The organism is Sphingosinithalassobacter sp. LHW66-3 (genome assembly GCF_050703275.1).
In the GTDB taxonomy this organism is placed as follows: domain Bacteria; phylum Pseudomonadota; class Alphaproteobacteria; order Sphingomonadales; family Sphingomonadaceae; genus Sphingomonas.
Map to the genome: position 1 here is coordinate 1029984 of NZ_CP193482.1, position 13744 is coordinate 1043727.

Consider the following 13744-nt stretch of genomic DNA (forward strand, 5'->3'; position numbering starts at 1 on the left):
AACCAAGCTTCAGGGAACGAGACATGACCTACCAGGGCACCGACATCCGCACCACCGCCGCAGCGGTCTTCTGCACCATCGCACTCAGCGCGATCTTCATGCTGGGTTCGGTCGGTCCGGCGATCGCCTGACGGGAAGCGGAACGCATTCCCGCTCACTTGCCCCGGTGAGCGGTTCCGCCGGGACGGGGCCCCCTAGCCCGTCCCGGCGGTCTCACAATTCGAAGGAGTTCAACTCAATGGGCATTTTTTCGCGAACCCGCGATATCATCGCCGCCAACGTCACCGACCTTCTCGACAAGGCCGAAGACCCGGCGAAGATGATCCGCATGATCATCCTCGAGATGGAAGAGACGCTGGTCGAGGTCCGCGCCTCCGCCGCGCGCACCATCGCCGATCAGAAGGAAATGCGGCGCCACATCGCGAAGCTCGACAAGCTCCAGGAGAGCTGGACCGAGAAGGCCGAGCTGGCACTGAGCAAGGGTCGCGAGGACCTCGCCAAGGCGGCGCTGGTCGAGAAGCAGAAGGCTGCCGACATGTGCGATCAGCTGACCGGCGAAATCGCCGTTCTCGACGAATCGCTCAAGGCGTCCGAGGCGGACATCCAGAAGCTGCAGAACAAGCTGCGCGAGGCGCGTGCCCGCCAGAACACGATCATGACGCGGCTGGAGAGCGCCAACAATCGCTATCGCCTGCGCGAGATGACCAATGGCGCCAAAGTGCACGACGCCTTCTCGCGGTTCGACATGCTCGAGCGTCGGGTCGACCTTGCCGAAGGCCGCGCCGATGCGGCGGGCATGGGTGGCGAGCCCAAGAGCCTGGAGGAAGAGATCGCCGAGCTGCGCTCTTCCGAGAAGGTCGATGCGGAGCTGGAAGCGCTCAAGGCGCGGATGAACAAGGGAAGCTGATCCGATGGATGAAGTTATCGTCCCACTCATGGTCGTGGGCATGCTCTTCATCGGGCTGCCCTGGGTAATCATGCACTATGTCACCAAGTGGAAGCAGTCGGCGAGCATCACCGGCGAAGACGAGAAGCTGCTCGACGATCTCCACTACACCGCCCGGCGCCTTGAGGACCGGCTCCAGACGATCGAACGCATCGTCGCCGCCGACAACCCCGACTTCCGCCCGGCGCCGCCCGCCGCGGGCCCGTCCGAACCGGGGCCCTATGACTACACCAGGAGGAACTGAGATGTCCGTCAGCCGTACCCGCTTCTATCTCGACAAGCAGAATGCCAAATGGCTGGGCGTCTGTTCGGGCCTCGCGGACTATACCGGCATCGATCCGGTCTGGCTGCGGGTGGGCTTCGCGCTCTTCACCTTCATGACCTTCCCGGTCGGGCTGATCGCCTATCTGCTGATCGCATGGTTCGCTCCGGCGCGGCCAAAAGGCCTCTACGAGAATCCGGAGGACGCGAAATTCTGGCAGGGCGTGCGGAGCAATCCGCGCCGATCGACCCACGAGGTCCGCTCCAAGTTCCGGGACATCGACCGCCGGCTCGCCGACATCGAGATGTATTACACGAGCCGCAACACGCGCCTTTCGGACGAGATCGACAGCCTGCGCTGATCGGCGGACGAAGCCAAAGGGAGAAGAAACATGAGCTGGGGTGGCCCCGCCTTCATCCTCGCACTGGTCCTGGTTTCGACCATCGGCTGGGTCGCGACGAGCTGGATCCGCGCCCGCCACGGCTATCCGGTGGAAAACGAGTGGGGCGGCAGCAGCCATCGCACCGATCCGGAAGCCGAACGCAAGGTGGCGCTGCTCGCCCAGGAGAACGAGCGCCTCACCGGCCAGGTGAGCCGGCTGGAGGAACGGATCGCCGTGCTTGAGCGGATCGCCACCGATCCGGCAGAACGCACCGCTCGCGAGATCGAACGGCTGCGCGACACCAACGACTGACGGGAGAGCTTCAATGGACGGCCTGTACACGCTTGGCTTCTTCATGATCGTCGTCGGCATCCCCGTGATCTTCGGGATCGGCTACGCGACCTTCGAGAAGTGGCTCGACCACAAGGAAAAGATGGGCGAGCGGCTCGCCGCCGAGACCGCCGAGAAAGCCGCGCAATATGCCGCCCACGTCGAGCGGCTGGAGCAGCGGGTCCGCGTGCTCGAGCGCATCGCCACCGACCGCGGCGCCGATGTCGCCGCCGAAATCGAACGCCTGCGCGATCAGCCGCTCAACTGAGCGCGACCGCAGATCAAAGGGAAGAATCGCAATGTCCGCACTGATCATCTTCGTCGCCATCCTCGCGCTCATCACCGCGGTGGCATGCTACTTCACCGAGCGGGTGGACCGCCCGATCCGCCGCGCCGAACGCCTCGCCGCACAGGCGAAGCGCGAAACCGAAGCCGCCTGAACTCAACACCGGGAGACGACCAATGGACCCGTTCGAAATGGTGGTCGCGATCATCATCGTCGTGACGATCGGCAAGGTGCTCCAGGCCCGCTTTCAGGCCTCGGAGCGGCGCTCGGAAGATCCGACGGAGAGCATCGACGCGCTGCGCATGCGCGACGAGATCCGGACGCTGAAGGAGCGGATCGCCGTTCTGGAACGCGTCATCACCGACAATAATCGCAGCATCGAACTCGATCGCGAAATCGAGCGGCTGCGCGACAACAACCGCGTCTGACGGGAGGAGACGACGTGACTCAGGATCCCAATCTCTACATCACCCTGTCGCTGGCCGGCCTGGTTGCCGTCGCGATGGTCACGGCCGCGGGACTGGCCGGCTGGCGCGGCTGGCTGGCGCTGAAGCGGCAGGAACTCGGCGCGCGCTTCGGCGGGGATCGCGACGACAGCCCCGCACCGGCCCCGTCCGCCGCATCGCGGATCGAAATCGCCGACCTGAAGGAGCGTATCCGCAAACTCGAGGCGATCGCCGCCGGAGTCGATCTCTGAAACACGTGCCCTCCCCTTCACGGGGAGGGCTGCCGGGCGGCTTGGACGGTTCACATCGCGCGCGCCGGCGCTATAGCGCCCCGATGGCCAGTCTAGCCGACATCCGCGACGAATATAGCTTCCTCGAAGCCGACGACCGCTACCGGCTGTTGATCGACCTTGGACGCGATCTCGAACCGATGCCCGAAGCGCTCAAGACCGATGCGACACTGGTTCGCGGCTGCTCCGCGGCGGTTTGGGTCTATCCGACGGTCCACGACGACGGCAGGCTCCATTTCCTCGCCGATTCGAACGCGGCGATCACCAAGGGGATCATCGCTCTGGTGCTGCTGACCGTGCAGGACCGGACGGCGGCGGAAATCAACGCCACCGACATCGAGCGCGAACTGGAGCCGTTCGACCTTCGCAATCAGCTCAGCTCGAACCGGACCCAGGGCATCCCCAACATGATCGCGCTGATCCGCAGCACTGCCGAGCGTTATTCCGGCGACTGATCCAACGCCCGGCCGCTCGCCCCTCGGATTTCCTGCCTCTCGCCGGTCAGCCCCAGCGCTTGGGCCACTTCGTCGAGATCGGCGCCGGCGGGGACGAGGTTCCATACGCTCGCCGTAGCGCCATTCACCACGGTTACGGCGTTCTTCGGACAGACGCCGAGGCACTTCACATCGAGTATCCCGGCAGCGCTCTTTCGGCCCTTTTTGAGCCCCAGATGCTTGCGAAGCGCCTTGGTGAGCGGAGTCTTGCCCTTGGGCCCGAAGCCGCCGCCCAGCTTCTTCGAGCATTTGGCGCAGACGAGTACGGCACCCGACCAGTTCGAACGGACCTGCGTCTTCAATCCGGGCGCCACTGCCGCCGTTCCTCGGCCGCCTTCAGCACGTCATAGGCAGTCTGCACCGCCTGAAAGCGCTTGGCGGCCTCCGGATCGTTCGGCTTCACATCGGGGTGGTTGGCCTTGGCCATACGGCGCCACGCGGCACGGACAGCCTCGAAATCGGCGTCGGCTTCGAGCTCGAGCACTTCGAGCGCGCGCATCTCGTCGCCCGAGCGGCTGCCGTCGCCTGGCCCCGCCCAGCCATAGTGATTCGCCTCGGCATAGCCCTTGTTGGTCCGCTTCTCGTCGGCTTCGCGCTGCGCAGCCTCCTCCGCGGAAAGCCCCTGAAAATAGTCCCAGTTGCGGTTGTATTCAGCGGCGTGGCGCTCGCAGAAATACCAGCGTTCGCGGCTGTTCGGCGCCTTGGGCGCGGGGCGATCGCCGGGTTCGTCGCAGCCTTCGCGGTCGCACAGCTTGACCTGCTGCGCCTCGCGACTGCCGCCATAGCTGCGCCAGCGGGGAAAACCCCAGTCATAGGATCGGGAAGAACGTGCCATTCGTGCGCAGATAAGCACGGTGTGTGACATACGCCAGCGCAGCAAGAGCATGCGTCGCGGTTTTGCCGGCAAGAGCTCTCTTTCCCTTCCCGAAGAGAGGAAAAGAAAGAAAGGCCAGAGGGTCTGTAAGCCGGGTTCTGTCCTCGCCCGAAGGCGATGTGCGACCATTCCTCTAGCCCCGCAGTCGCCTGCGGAGTCCAGCAACCAACCCGGGCCGCGAGGCGGAACACCTCATGCGCGGCCCCTATTCGGTCTTGCTCCCGGTGGGGTTTGCCGTGCCGCTTCCGTTACCGGTCGCGCGGTGCGCTCTTACCGCACCCTTTCACCATGGCGAGGCCGAAGCCCGCGCCGTCTGCTCTCTGTGGCACTTTCCCTGGGGTCGCCCCCGGCGGGCGTTACCCGCCACCGTCGTTCCGTGGAGCCCGGACTTTCCTCGGGTGCCCTAAGGCACACGCGGCCGCCCGACCCTCTGGCCTAGCGCCGATGTAGCGCCTTCGCAGCATGCCGCAAGCGCCTTCCTGCGGTTCAGCCCTTCCGCCGCACTGCGGTGCCCCAGGCGTTCACTTCGACAGCAGCCGAATTGCCGCCGGGGCCGGCCGCAAGTGCCAGCCGGCGATAGTCGCTGGCCACGCGCAGCACCTCGTCCGCACCCTGAACGCGCGCCGCGCGCTGCAACGCGGCGGTCGCCTCCTGCTCGGTTGGCAGCGTGACCGATGCGACCGCGTTGCCTTTCGCGTCGCGTCGCTCGATCCCCGCCAGTCGCACCCGTACGGGATTCATCACGACGGCATCGCCATAGAGTCGCAAGTCGATTTCCATAGCCAGTCCTCCGCTCGCCAGGATCGCGCGAAAGGCGTTGCGGGACGATTACGAAACCAGGCTTACGACGCGCCAACCATCTATACGTCTCCCTGTGGTCGCGGCAGAAGCAGGGCGAGTAGAATCATCCTGCACTCGGCGTCGATCATCCCGTCGACCAGCTCGGGGCGGAACCGGCGCTGGAATGCGACCACCGCCGCCTGTTGATCGTCGACGTCATAGCCGAACCGGTTGAGCGCCATCAGGAAGCCGCCATCGGTCCAGCCCGGATCGATCAGTCCGCGCGTGGGCCGCGGGAGCGCCAGCCGGAGCCGCGCGAGCTTACCCCAGGGAAACAGCTCGCCCGGATCCTGCTTGCGCGCGGGCGCGATGTCCGAATGGCCGACGATGTTGCCGCGCGTCACCGCGTGGCGTTGCTTGATCGCGTGGACCAGCTGGATCACCGAGGCGATCTGCTCGTCGGGGAACGGGGAGTAACCGAATTCGTGCCCGGGATTGACAATCTCGATCCCCACCGACGCGCTGTTGATGTCGGTCGTGCCGCGCCAGTAGGAGCGGCCGGCGTGCCACGCGCGCTTCTCCTCGTCGACCAGGCGCAGGATCGTGCCGTCCTCCGCGACCACATAGTGCGACGACACCTTGGCTTCGGGGTCGCGCAGCCGGGCGATCGCCGATTCTGCGTCCTGCATGCCGGTGTAGTGCAGCACGATGATGCTGACCGGCAGTTGCCGCTCGTCGAAATTGGGCGACGGCGCTTCGATGATGTCAGGCAGGTCCTGCATGGCGCCGCTGTGCCGCGAAATCGACGCCGCGGCAATCGCTCGGTCAGGTCAGCCGGTGGCGGCGCAGGCCGCCGGATCGGCGAGCCGGTAAAAGCCGCGGAACTGCTCGCTCGGGCGGAATTGGCCGGTCTGGCCGATCACCGTCTCGCCCGCTCCCAGCACGAGCAGCCCGCCGGGGCGGACGGCCCCGGCGAGCGTGTCGAACACGCGCGTGCGCAGCGACGGCGAGAAATAGAGGAGAACGTTGCGACACAGCACCAAGTCGAACTTGCCCGGCGGTGGCGGATCGGCCGCAAGATTGTGGCGACGGAATCGAATGCGGCGGACCAGTTCGGCCTTCGCGACCCATTCGCCTTCGCCCTCGCCGCCTTCGAACCATTCGATCATGCGCCGCACGGGCAGTCCCCGCTGGATCTCGAACTGCGAATAGCGACCGGCCCGGGCGCGGGCGAGCGCGCTGGGCGAGACATCGCTGGCGAGGATCTCCGGCGCGAGCGCCCCCTCCGCCATTCCGCGTTCGGCGAGCAGCATTGCCAGCGACAGCGGCTCCTGGCCGGTCGCGCATGCGGCGGACCAGATGCGCAGTCGGCGATGCGGCACCTCCGCTTGCAGCGACTTCAATGCATCGGCGGCCGTCTCGAGCACGGCGGCATCGCGAAAGAAGGAGGTCTCCTGATTGAGCAGCGCATCGACGACTCGCTCCGCCAGCTTCGGCTCCGCTCGAGTGAGAAGCTTCGCCACGAGCGCGTCGGCCGACTCCAGTCCCTCGGCGCGCAGCATGGTCTTGAGCGCGGTCTCAATTCGCCAGACGCGGTTCGCCGTGATCTGTTGACCGGTGCGCTGTTCGAGCAGGCTCGCGATCAGATTCATCGCGCCGGCCGAGATCGTGCCGCTGGGCATCGGTCCCGTCATGCCGGCCGCCGACGGCTTGCAATCAGACGGCCGATCTCGTCCGGCGGGAGAATCGCACTGGCGCAGCCTGCATTGGCGACGCTGCCGGGCATTCCCCAGACCGTCGAGCTCTCCCGATCCTGCACCACCACGCTGCCGCCCGCCGCCGCGAGGCGGCGCGCGCCTTCGCTGCCGTCGCGGCCCATACCCGACAGGACGATGCCGAGCGCACGGTCGCCGAAGGTTTCCGCCAGCGAATCGAACATCGGATCGACGGAGGGCATGCACCCGCTCGCGACCTTCTCGTGCGAAAGGCGCACTGCCGCGCCTTCGGACATGCGTACGCAGCGCAGATGTGCGTCGCCGGGCGCGACGATGATCCGGCCGGGCCGGATCCGCATCGGATCGGTCGCGACTTCGCAGGGCCTGCTGGCGAGCACGGCAAGCTGAGTCGCGAAGTAGCTCATGAACGAGGCGGGAAGATGCTGGGTGACCAGGATCGGCACCTGAAAGGTCGGCGGGATCGCCCGCAGCACCTGGCTGAGCGCGTGGATGCCGCCGGTCGACGCACCGATCGCCACCACGTCGAAATGGTCCGGCACCGCTGCAGGTCGGAACTGGCCCCGAGCGGAGGCGGGAGCTTCGGCGGGAGCATCGAGCAGCCGGCTAAGCTTGTCCTCGAGCACCTCCGCGAACTTGCCCGCGAACGCGCCCACGCCCGGCTTCACGAGCGTGTCTGCCGCTCCGAGCGCCAGCGCCTGGATGGTCGCCGCACCGCCCTCATCGGCCGAGGAAGAGACGATCAGAACCTTGGCACCCTGGCCCGCCGCCAAGACATCGGGCAGCGCAGTGAGCCCGTCGATCCCCGGCATCTCGATATCGAGCAGGATCACATCGACGCGCTGCGACTTCAGCGATTCGAGCGCGCGGCGCACATCGCTGACCGCGTCGGCGACAACGAATCGCCCGCTTGCCTCGACCATCCGGCCGAGCACCGATCGCGCGACCACCGAATCGTCGACGATGAGGACGCGGGGATACTCCGCCGCAGCCGGAGACGGAGTCGCGCGATTCGCCTGACTCTTGATGCGCGACACGAGCGCGTCTCCTGCTCTTCGCTCAGGCGACGCCGACGATCTGGAGCTTGCTTTCGAGCGTCTCGCGATCGAACGGCTTCATGACATATTCGTCGGCCCCGGCCTCGATCGCCGCACGGATGTAGGCCATGCCGTTCTCGGTAGTGCAGAATACGACCTTCGGCCGCGTCGGAAGCCCCGAATCCTTGAGTGCGCGCAGGAAATCCATGCCGCTCATGACCGGCATGTTCCAGTCGAGCAGAATCACGTCGGGAGGTGTCGCCAGACAGCTATCGAGCGCCTCGCGACCGTCGCCGGCCTCGCGCACCTCGAAATCCAGCGTCTCCAGAATATGCCGTGCGACCTTCCGGATGACCTTCGAGTCGTCCACGACGAGGCAGCTCTTCATTGCGTTACGTTCCCCGGTCCTGCTTTGCGCCCGCATCCTTGTGCGGGAGAAGCCGTAAGCGCCACGTTAACTCGGCAAATCATTCTGCGGCAGCGACTTGCCCCGGCACGAGGCTTGCCAGGTCGATCACCAGGATGGGTTCGCCGTCACGTTCGATGATGCCGCGGCCCGCCGCGCGCCACGCCCGGTCAAGCGCCACGCCGCTTCCGAGCGGCAGCAGATCGAACGGCGCGATATCGTCGAGCGAATCGACGAGCAGCGCGTAATGATGGGCTTCGACTCGCGTGATGACTGCGCGGCGAGCGTTGTCGCTGCTCGCATCGAGCCCGAGCGCGGCCTTGGTGTCGACCACAGTCACGACCCGGCTGCGCAGCGCTGCGAGCCCGCGCACGTTCGCGTCGGCGCGCGGCACCGCAGTGACTTCGCCGATATCGACCACGGATTCGACCTGATCGGCATCGATCGCCACCGAGCGCCCGGCGATCTGGGCGACGAGATAAAGTTGCGGCATCAGCAGCCTCCCTTTGCCGAAAGACGCGCTTCGAGAGCGGAGAGCAGCCCCGCGCGGTCATACCGATAGATGCTGTCATCGTCGGCGCCTGCGGCCGCCCGGCGGCTGCGCAGGCGCAGCAGCGGAGCGCCGGTGAGCGGCGGCGCTTCGGAATCGTCGGCGGAAAGAACGATCGCCGGCGCTTCGCCCTGCGTGTGGCCGAGCGCCACGCGGTACCCCGCCGCTTCGAGCAGCGGCCGAACGAAGGTGCCCATCCAGCCGACGGCACCGCCGGTCAACAGACACAGCGGGAGCTCCCGGCCTTCGTCGCGGTCGAGATGTTCGGCGAAAAGCCAGTGCACGTCGAGCAGCTCGATCTGCTCGTCACCCAACAGCACGACACCCGCGACGGGACCCGGAGCGGTCGAGGGTGCCATCTCGTCCGGCAGCATCACGATATCGCATGCCTCGTCGATCGCGTAGGCGACTTCGTTGGCGCCGTCCTTGAGACGCAGCACGCCGAGCTTGTCACGATCGCCAAAAGTGCCCTGCGCGGCGAGCGGAAGCAGCCGTCCGTCGATCGCGAGACGCAGCCGCCCGGCCGTGCGGCGAATGCTGTCCACGGTCACTTGCTCGACGCGGTCGACAATGCCCAGCGGAACCGTGCGGCGCGCGCCATCCAGATCGACGAACAACAACGCCGGAAGGCCCGGCTGCTCGGTTTCGGTCGCTGCGGCTTCCTCGCTTTGAACCACGCCGAGGCCGCAATCGAGCCCCGCCGTGGCGGCTATTCCAGCTGGGTCGAGCAGCAGCATCGGCAGCCCGCTATCGGGCAGCGTCTGGCCGGCGTAGAGCCCCGCTGCCATCACTGCGGGCGAAGCAGGCTTGATGACGAGTTCTTCATTGTCGATCACCGTATCGACCGAAAGCGCATAGCTCGCGGCGCCGAGGCTGACGATCGCTAGCATCCGCGCACCCGGTTCGGCGCGTGCCGCGAGCCCCAGCATCGCGCCGAGATCGACCATCGGCAGTCGCCTTTCGCGCACAGTGACGACGGGCGTGCCGCCGAGCATGTCGACTCGGATCGATGCGTTGCGCTCGCTCACGATCTCCTCGATGCTGGGCCGCGAAATCGCGAAGCGCTGATCGCCCACGCCCACGACGATCGCCGAGATGATCGAAAGCGTAAGGGGGACGTGAACCGCGATCCGCAGCCCCTTGCCGGGGGCATTGTCCAGATCGATTCGGCCGCCGATCTGCTCGATGCAGGCGCGCACCACGTCCATCCCGACGCCACGGCCGGAAAACTCCGTCACTTCATCGCGGCTCGAGAGACCGGGCTCGAAGACCAGTTCGAGCCGCTGGCGCTCGGAAAGCTCCTGAAGTTCGCGTTGGTCGCGCGTGCCGTTCGCGATCAGTTTTCGCATGAGCCGATCGGTATCGATCCCGCGGCCGTCATCGAGAATCTCGACGATGATCTGATTGCCAGACTGCCGCGCCGACACAGTGAGCCGCCCGTTCTCGCTCTTGCCCGCCGCGCGGCGTTCGGCAGGCGATTCGATGCCATGATCGATCGAATTGCGCACCATATGGACGAGCGGATCGCGCATCAGCTCGATCATCTCGCGGTCGAGCTCGACGTCGGCGCCTTCGATCTGGAGCGTGACCGACTTGCCGAGCCCGGCCGCGGTATCGCGCACCATGCGCGGCAACGCCGAGAAAAGCGCGTCGATCTTCTGCATGCGCGTGCGCGTAACGGTGTCGCGCAGCTCAGCGACGGTATGCGACATGCGCTCCAGCGCCGCTTCGATCTCGGGTTCGATTTCAGTCGCGCGCAGACGGCGGGCAAGTTCGTTGCGGGCGAGCACCATGTCCGACATGCCGCTCATCATTCGGTCGAGCAGGTCAACGTTCAGCCGGACGCTGCGCGTCGGCGCCCGCTGTGGGACGGGGGCAGTCGCCGATGCGATCCGGTCCGATCCTTCGGCGAGCGCGGAGATCAACAGATCCTCGCCCGAGTCGTCGAGGCTGCTGCCGGCGTCGATCGCCTCGACGATCTCGCCGATCCGATCGACCACCGCGAGCACTGCGTTGACGAGCCCGCGGTCGGGCGTGCGCTCGCCCGATCGGACCTGCGCCAGCACATCCTCGGCGGCATGGCTGAGCCGCCCGAGCCGCGGCAGATCGAGAAAGCCGCAGCTTCCCTTCACCGTGTGGACGAAGCGAAAGATCGCGTCGAGCCGCGCCCGGTCCCCCGGCGCCGCTTCCCAAGCGACGATTTCGCCGGAAAGTGCCTCCAGCGTCTCGCGCGTCTCGGCGATGAATTCCTGCAGTAGATCGTCCATGGGGCCCCGGTGGCAATGCGCACGGACATCCTGGGGCAGAAGTGGTTAAGGCGCGGTTAGCCGGATGGCTCCGCTTGCTTGGGTGCGGCATTTCGGATACTGGAATCCCGCTATGACCGCCACGACCCGCCTATGCCCGCAAGTCGGTAGCGTCACCCGGGAGGGTTGACGGAACGGGTCGCTGCACCCGTTCGGGGTGTGGCTTGGCGACGACGGCAGAGGACCCACGGGTCCGGCAGACACCCTGAAAAGCGCAGCAACCGGCCGTTTGGGCCATGCGACAGGAGTGTCCGACGATGCAGTTTTCGACGCATGAGACGGGAGCCAATCCCCTCAAGCTGTGGGACAGCGCGGGTCCGTTCGAGGCCGGCGCGATGCAGCAGCTGCGCAACGTTGCGCAGCTTCCGTTCATCCACAGCCACATCGCGGGCATGCCGGACGTGCATTGGGGCATGGGCGCCACGGTCGGCTCGGTCATCGCCACGCGCGCGGCGATCGTGCCGGCGGCGGTGGGCGTGGACATCGGCTGCGGAATGATGGCGGTGCGCACCTCGCTGACCGCCGACCAGCTGCCCGACAGTCTGAGCGCGATCCGTGCCGAGATCGAACGCGCGGTGCCCAAAGGGATGGAAACGAACCAGAAGGCCAATCATGCCAAGGGCGGATGGGCGGCGACGCCCAATTCGGTGGCGCGCACCTGGTATGATCGGTTCGAGAGCCGCTGGCGCGCGATCCTCGCCAAGCATCCCAAGATCGACGGCAAGACCGGCGATCAGCTCGGCTCGATGGGCGGCGGCAATCACTTCATCGAGGTGTGCCTCGATGAGGCGGATCGCGTGTGGGTGATGCTCCATTCAGGCTCGCGGGGGACGGGAAACCGGATCGGCACCTATTTCATCGACGCCGCGAAGGAGGCGATCGCGAAAGAGACGCTCGACTTCCATCTGCCCGACAAGGATCTGGCGTTCCTCAGCGAAGGATCGCAACTGTTCGACGACTATATCGAGGCGATGCACTTCGCGCAGGATTATGCGCTGGCAAACCGCGAGCTGATGATGGCGCGTACGCTCGATGCGCTGCGCAGGCATCTGCCGGCGTTCAAGACCGACAAGGCGGCGATCAACTGCCACCACAATTATGCCGTTCGCGAGAACCATTTCGGCGCGGACGTGTGGGTGACGCGAAAGGGCGCGGTGCGCGCGCGCAAGGGCGATCTGGGTATCATTCCCGGGTCGATGGGCACCGGCAGCTTCATCGTCGAGGGGCTGGGCAACGAACAGAGCTTCTGCAGCTGCTCGCACGGCGCGGGACGGACGATGTCGCGCGGCCAGGCCAAGCGGTCGATCACGCTCGACCAGCATCGCGCGGCGGTGAAGGGAATCGAGTGCCGGGTCGACGAAGGCGTGCTCGACGAAAGCCCCGCCGCCTACAAGGACATCGGCGCGGTGATGGCGGCGCAGGAGGATCTGGTGATGATCCGGCACCGCTTGCGCCAGATCATCAACATCAAGGGTTGACGTCTCTCGGCGCGGCGCCTTCGGGTGCCGCGCCGGTCAGCCGACACGGAAGGCGGCGCCGAAGAGCAGCACTTCCGCGTCGGGCGCGCTCACCTGCAAGTCGCCCCCGCCCTGATCGACCAGTTCGTGCACCAGATAGGCCGCCGCCGCGCGCGGCGTGACCGGGACCTCATCGGACCCGCCGGTTAGCGCGACGCGCAGCTCGGGATCGAGCACGATGCGCGGCCCGTCGGCGCGGACGACGATCTCCACCTGCCCGTCGACGACTTCGGCGCCGATATCGAGTTGGCCGCCGCGGATCAGTGCATCGCCGCCGATCAGCGCGAGATTGAGCAGCACCTTGATGGCCTGTTTCGGCAATGTCGCATGCTCGATCAGCCAGCCGACCTTCACGCGATGGTTGTCACCGAACAGCCCCTCGATCGCGGCGTGCGCCTCGCGCGTGTCCACCGTCTCGCCGAAACCGCCCGCTGCGCCGAATGCCAGCCGAAAGAACTTCAGCTTGTTCGCCGATGCCCGTGCGCTTTCGCCGAGAAGCTCGAGGCACCTCGCGCGCATTTCCGGATCATGCTCGTCTGCCAGCAGCTCCAACCCGTTGTTGAGCGCGCCGACGGGGCTCAACAGATCATGGCACAGGCGGGAACAGAGGAGACTCGCGAATTCGGTCGGGCTGATGTTCAAGGATGCGCTCCAGCTTGCATGGTGCCTTTTGCAGCAGCGCCCCCGCCGGATCAAGCGAAGGTGGCGGAGGCACGATCACGCGACCGGATCGATCTCGATCGGATCAAACCCGCCCGTGCCGTTCGAGCGCCAGGCCGTCACGATCTCGCCCGCCACGATCAGCCACAGTTTTCCATCGCCGGCCGCCATTTCCGCATCAGTGGCCGAAGGCTCGGCCGAGCCGTTCGGATGCGAATGCCAGTAGCCAGCTATTGCCTGTCCCCCACTCCGCTCGGCACGGAGCGCGACGAACAACGCGGCCGGATCGATTTCGAACCGGCTCTCGGGGTTTTCGGCAACATTTTCCGTTGCTTGCCAACCGCTGATTTCCGCTGCAGCGCCGAACAGGAGCCCGCACGCCTCGCAGGGCGCGGCAGCCGCCGATTCCCGCCGGATTCCGTCCAGCACCGATCTTGAAATCCGG

Annotated in this window: 21 protein-coding genes and 1 other RNA gene; 10 read left to right on the forward strand and 12 right to left on the reverse strand. The window is 66.4% G+C overall.

Annotation, left to right across the window (positions count from 1 at the left end; all coding sequences use genetic code 11):
• Window positions 1–238 precede the first annotated feature (238 nt).
• From pspA to ACQ450_RS04760, 9 genes are all read left to right on the forward strand, one after another.
• Window positions 239–907, forward strand: coding sequence for a phage shock protein PspA (pspA, locus tag ACQ450_RS04720; protein WP_188055533.1), 669 nt, complete (start codon window positions 239–241; stop codon window positions 905–907).
• 4 nt (window positions 908–911) lie between these two features.
• Window positions 912–1190, forward strand: coding sequence for an envelope stress response membrane protein PspB (gene pspB, locus ACQ450_RS04725; protein ID WP_188055535.1), 279 nt, complete (start codon window positions 912–914; stop codon window positions 1188–1190).
• Between the two features lies 1 nt (window position 1191).
• Window positions 1192–1569, forward strand: coding sequence for an envelope stress response membrane protein PspC (gene pspC, locus ACQ450_RS04730; RefSeq protein WP_188055536.1), 378 nt, complete (start codon window positions 1192–1194; stop codon window positions 1567–1569).
• 30 nt (window positions 1570–1599) lie between these two features.
• Window positions 1600–1902: a hypothetical protein gene (locus ACQ450_RS04735; protein ID WP_188055538.1), complete on the forward strand. Its 303-nt coding sequence runs from the start codon at window positions 1600–1602 to the stop codon at window positions 1900–1902.
• A 13-nt stretch (window positions 1903–1915) separates the two neighbouring features.
• The gene (locus ACQ450_RS04740) at window positions 1916–2188 is read left to right on the forward strand and encodes a hypothetical protein (protein ID WP_188055540.1); all 273 of its coding nucleotides are present in this window, start codon (window positions 1916–1918) and stop codon (window positions 2186–2188) included.
• Between the two features lie 31 nt (window positions 2189–2219).
• Window positions 2220–2360 carry a hypothetical protein gene (locus ACQ450_RS04745; protein WP_188055542.1) on the forward strand — a complete coding sequence of 47 codons (141 nt, stop codon included), beginning with the start codon at window positions 2220–2222 and terminating at the stop codon, window positions 2358–2360.
• Window positions 2361–2382: 22 nt separating this feature from the next.
• Entirely contained in the window at window positions 2383–2634 is a 252-nt protein-coding gene (locus ACQ450_RS04750) for a hypothetical protein (protein WP_431470714.1), read from the forward strand.
• Window positions 2635–2708: 74 nt separating this feature from the next.
• Window positions 2709–2903, forward strand: coding sequence for a hypothetical protein (locus ACQ450_RS04755; RefSeq protein WP_188056345.1), 195 nt, complete (start codon window positions 2709–2711; stop codon window positions 2901–2903).
• An 83-nt stretch (window positions 2904–2986) separates the two neighbouring features.
• Complete coding sequence (locus tag ACQ450_RS04760) at window positions 2987–3397, forward strand: SufE family protein (protein ID WP_431470715.1); 411 nt, start codon at window positions 2987–2989, stop codon at window positions 3395–3397.
• Here the strand turns inward: ACQ450_RS04760 and ACQ450_RS04765 are convergent.
• The 10 genes from ACQ450_RS04765 to ACQ450_RS04810 all read right to left on the reverse strand — a co-directional run bounded on the left by ACQ450_RS04765 (window position 3382) and on the right by ACQ450_RS04810 (window position 11083).
• Window positions 3382–3750 carry a (2Fe-2S) ferredoxin domain-containing protein gene (locus ACQ450_RS04765; RefSeq protein ID WP_431470716.1) on the reverse strand — a complete coding sequence of 123 codons (369 nt, stop codon included), beginning with the start codon at window positions 3748–3750 and terminating at the stop codon, window positions 3382–3384. The genes ACQ450_RS04760 and ACQ450_RS04765 overlap by 16 nt on opposite strands.
• Window positions 3735–4271: a J domain-containing protein gene (locus tag ACQ450_RS04770; RefSeq protein ID WP_431470717.1), complete on the reverse strand. Its 537-nt coding sequence runs from the start codon at window positions 4269–4271 to the stop codon at window positions 3735–3737. The genes ACQ450_RS04765 and ACQ450_RS04770 overlap by 16 nt, the downstream gene beginning before the upstream one ends.
• Window positions 4272–4381: 110 nt before the next feature.
• An RNA gene (gene rnpB, locus ACQ450_RS04775) (RNase P RNA component class A) lies at window positions 4382–4744 on the reverse strand.
• 52 nt (window positions 4745–4796) lie between these two features.
• Window positions 4797–5090 carry a hypothetical protein gene (locus tag ACQ450_RS04780; protein WP_188055550.1) on the reverse strand — a complete coding sequence of 98 codons (294 nt, stop codon included), beginning with the start codon at window positions 5088–5090 and terminating at the stop codon, window positions 4797–4799.
• A gap of 80 nt (window positions 5091–5170) precedes the next feature.
• Complete coding sequence (locus ACQ450_RS04785) at window positions 5171–5872, reverse strand: N-acetylmuramoyl-L-alanine amidase (protein WP_431470718.1); 702 nt, start codon at window positions 5870–5872, stop codon at window positions 5171–5173.
• Between the two features lie 48 nt (window positions 5873–5920).
• Window positions 5921–6784, reverse strand: coding sequence for a CheR family methyltransferase (locus ACQ450_RS04790; RefSeq protein WP_431470719.1), 864 nt, complete (start codon window positions 6782–6784; stop codon window positions 5921–5923).
• Window positions 6781–7746: a chemotaxis protein CheB gene (locus tag ACQ450_RS04795; protein WP_431471163.1), complete on the reverse strand. Its 966-nt coding sequence runs from the start codon at window positions 7744–7746 to the stop codon at window positions 6781–6783. The genes ACQ450_RS04790 and ACQ450_RS04795 overlap by 4 nt, the downstream gene beginning before the upstream one ends.
• A 136-nt stretch (window positions 7747–7882) precedes the next feature.
• A complete protein-coding gene (locus ACQ450_RS04800) occupies window positions 7883–8248 on the reverse strand; it encodes a response regulator (RefSeq protein WP_188055553.1) in 366 nt (121 codons plus the stop codon).
• A 79-nt stretch (window positions 8249–8327) separates the two neighbouring features.
• On the reverse strand, window positions 8328–8759 hold the full coding sequence (locus ACQ450_RS04805; RefSeq protein WP_431470720.1) for a chemotaxis protein CheW: 432 nt from the start codon (window positions 8757–8759) through the stop codon (window positions 8328–8330).
• Window positions 8759–11083 carry a chemotaxis protein CheA gene (locus ACQ450_RS04810; protein ID WP_431470721.1) on the reverse strand — a complete coding sequence of 775 codons (2325 nt, stop codon included), beginning with the start codon at window positions 11081–11083 and terminating at the stop codon, window positions 8759–8761. The genes ACQ450_RS04805 and ACQ450_RS04810 overlap by 1 nt, the downstream gene beginning before the upstream one ends.
• Before the next feature lie 296 nt (window positions 11084–11379).
• Between ACQ450_RS04810 and ACQ450_RS04815 the strand changes: the two genes are divergently transcribed.
• On the forward strand, window positions 11380–12600 hold the full coding sequence (locus tag ACQ450_RS04815) for an RtcB family protein (protein WP_431470722.1): 1221 nt from the start codon (window positions 11380–11382) through the stop codon (window positions 12598–12600).
• Between the two features lie 36 nt (window positions 12601–12636).
• On the opposite strand, the gene ACQ450_RS04820 is transcribed toward ACQ450_RS04815, so the two are convergent.
• Together ACQ450_RS04820 and ACQ450_RS04825 are read right to left on the reverse strand one after the other, a co-directional pair.
• Window positions 12637–13281 carry a histidine phosphotransferase family protein gene (locus ACQ450_RS04820; protein ID WP_431470723.1) on the reverse strand — a complete coding sequence of 215 codons (645 nt, stop codon included), beginning with the start codon at window positions 13279–13281 and terminating at the stop codon, window positions 12637–12639.
• Between the two features lie 75 nt (window positions 13282–13356).
• Window positions 13357–13728 (reverse strand): M67 family metallopeptidase, encoded by a 372-nt coding sequence (locus tag ACQ450_RS04825; protein ID WP_431470724.1) that lies wholly within the window; start codon window positions 13726–13728, stop codon window positions 13357–13359.
• Window positions 13729–13744: the final 16 nt, after the last annotated feature.

What these genes read in the sequence shown, in the direction of transcription:
- ACQ450_RS04810 (WP_431470721.1), bottom strand. Translation starts at nt 11,083, where the DNA reads ATGGACGATCTACTGCAGGAATTCATCGCCGAGACGCGCGAGACGCTG.
- ACQ450_RS04740 (WP_188055540.1), top strand. Translation starts at nt 1,916, where the DNA reads ATGGACGGCCTGTACACGCTTGGCTTCTTCATGATCGTCGTCGGCATC.
- ACQ450_RS04805 (WP_431470720.1), bottom strand. Translation starts at nt 8,759, where the DNA reads ATGCCGCAACTTTATCTCGTCGCCCAGATCGCCGGGCGCTCGGTGGCG.
- ACQ450_RS04760 (WP_431470715.1), top strand. Translation starts at nt 2,987, where the DNA reads ATGGCCAGTCTAGCCGACATCCGCGACGAATATAGCTTCCTCGAAGCC.
- pspB (WP_188055535.1), top strand. Translation starts at nt 912, where the DNA reads ATGGATGAAGTTATCGTCCCACTCATGGTCGTGGGCATGCTCTTCATC.
- ACQ450_RS04785 (WP_431470718.1), bottom strand. Translation starts at nt 5,872, where the DNA reads ATGCAGGACCTGCCTGACATCATCGAAGCGCCGTCGCCCAATTTCGAC.
- ACQ450_RS04795 (WP_431471163.1), bottom strand. Translation starts at nt 7,746, where the DNA reads ATGGTCGAGGCAAGCGGGCGATTCGTTGTCGCCGACGCGGTCAGCGAT.
- ACQ450_RS04750 (WP_431470714.1), top strand. Translation starts at nt 2,383, where the DNA reads ATGGACCCGTTCGAAATGGTGGTCGCGATCATCATCGTCGTGACGATC.
- ACQ450_RS04735 (WP_188055538.1), top strand. Translation starts at nt 1,600, where the DNA reads ATGAGCTGGGGTGGCCCCGCCTTCATCCTCGCACTGGTCCTGGTTTCG.
- ACQ450_RS04745 (WP_188055542.1), top strand. Translation starts at nt 2,220, where the DNA reads ATGTCCGCACTGATCATCTTCGTCGCCATCCTCGCGCTCATCACCGCG.
- pspA (WP_188055533.1), top strand. Translation starts at nt 239, where the DNA reads ATGGGCATTTTTTCGCGAACCCGCGATATCATCGCCGCCAACGTCACC.
- ACQ450_RS04815 (WP_431470722.1), top strand. Translation starts at nt 11,380, where the DNA reads ATGCAGTTTTCGACGCATGAGACGGGAGCCAATCCCCTCAAGCTGTGG.
- pspC (WP_188055536.1), top strand. Translation starts at nt 1,192, where the DNA reads ATGTCCGTCAGCCGTACCCGCTTCTATCTCGACAAGCAGAATGCCAAA.
- ACQ450_RS04755 (WP_188056345.1), top strand. Translation starts at nt 2,709, where the DNA reads ATGGTCACGGCCGCGGGACTGGCCGGCTGGCGCGGCTGGCTGGCGCTG.
- ACQ450_RS04800 (WP_188055553.1), bottom strand. Translation starts at nt 8,248, where the DNA reads ATGAAGAGCTGCCTCGTCGTGGACGACTCGAAGGTCATCCGGAAGGTC.
- ACQ450_RS04790 (WP_431470719.1), bottom strand. Translation starts at nt 6,784, where the DNA reads ATGACGGGACCGATGCCCAGCGGCACGATCTCGGCCGGCGCGATGAAT.
- ACQ450_RS04780 (WP_188055550.1), bottom strand. Translation starts at nt 5,090, where the DNA reads ATGGAAATCGACTTGCGACTCTATGGCGATGCCGTCGTGATGAATCCC.
- ACQ450_RS04770 (WP_431470717.1), bottom strand. Translation starts at nt 4,271, where the DNA reads ATGGCACGTTCTTCCCGATCCTATGACTGGGGTTTTCCCCGCTGGCGC.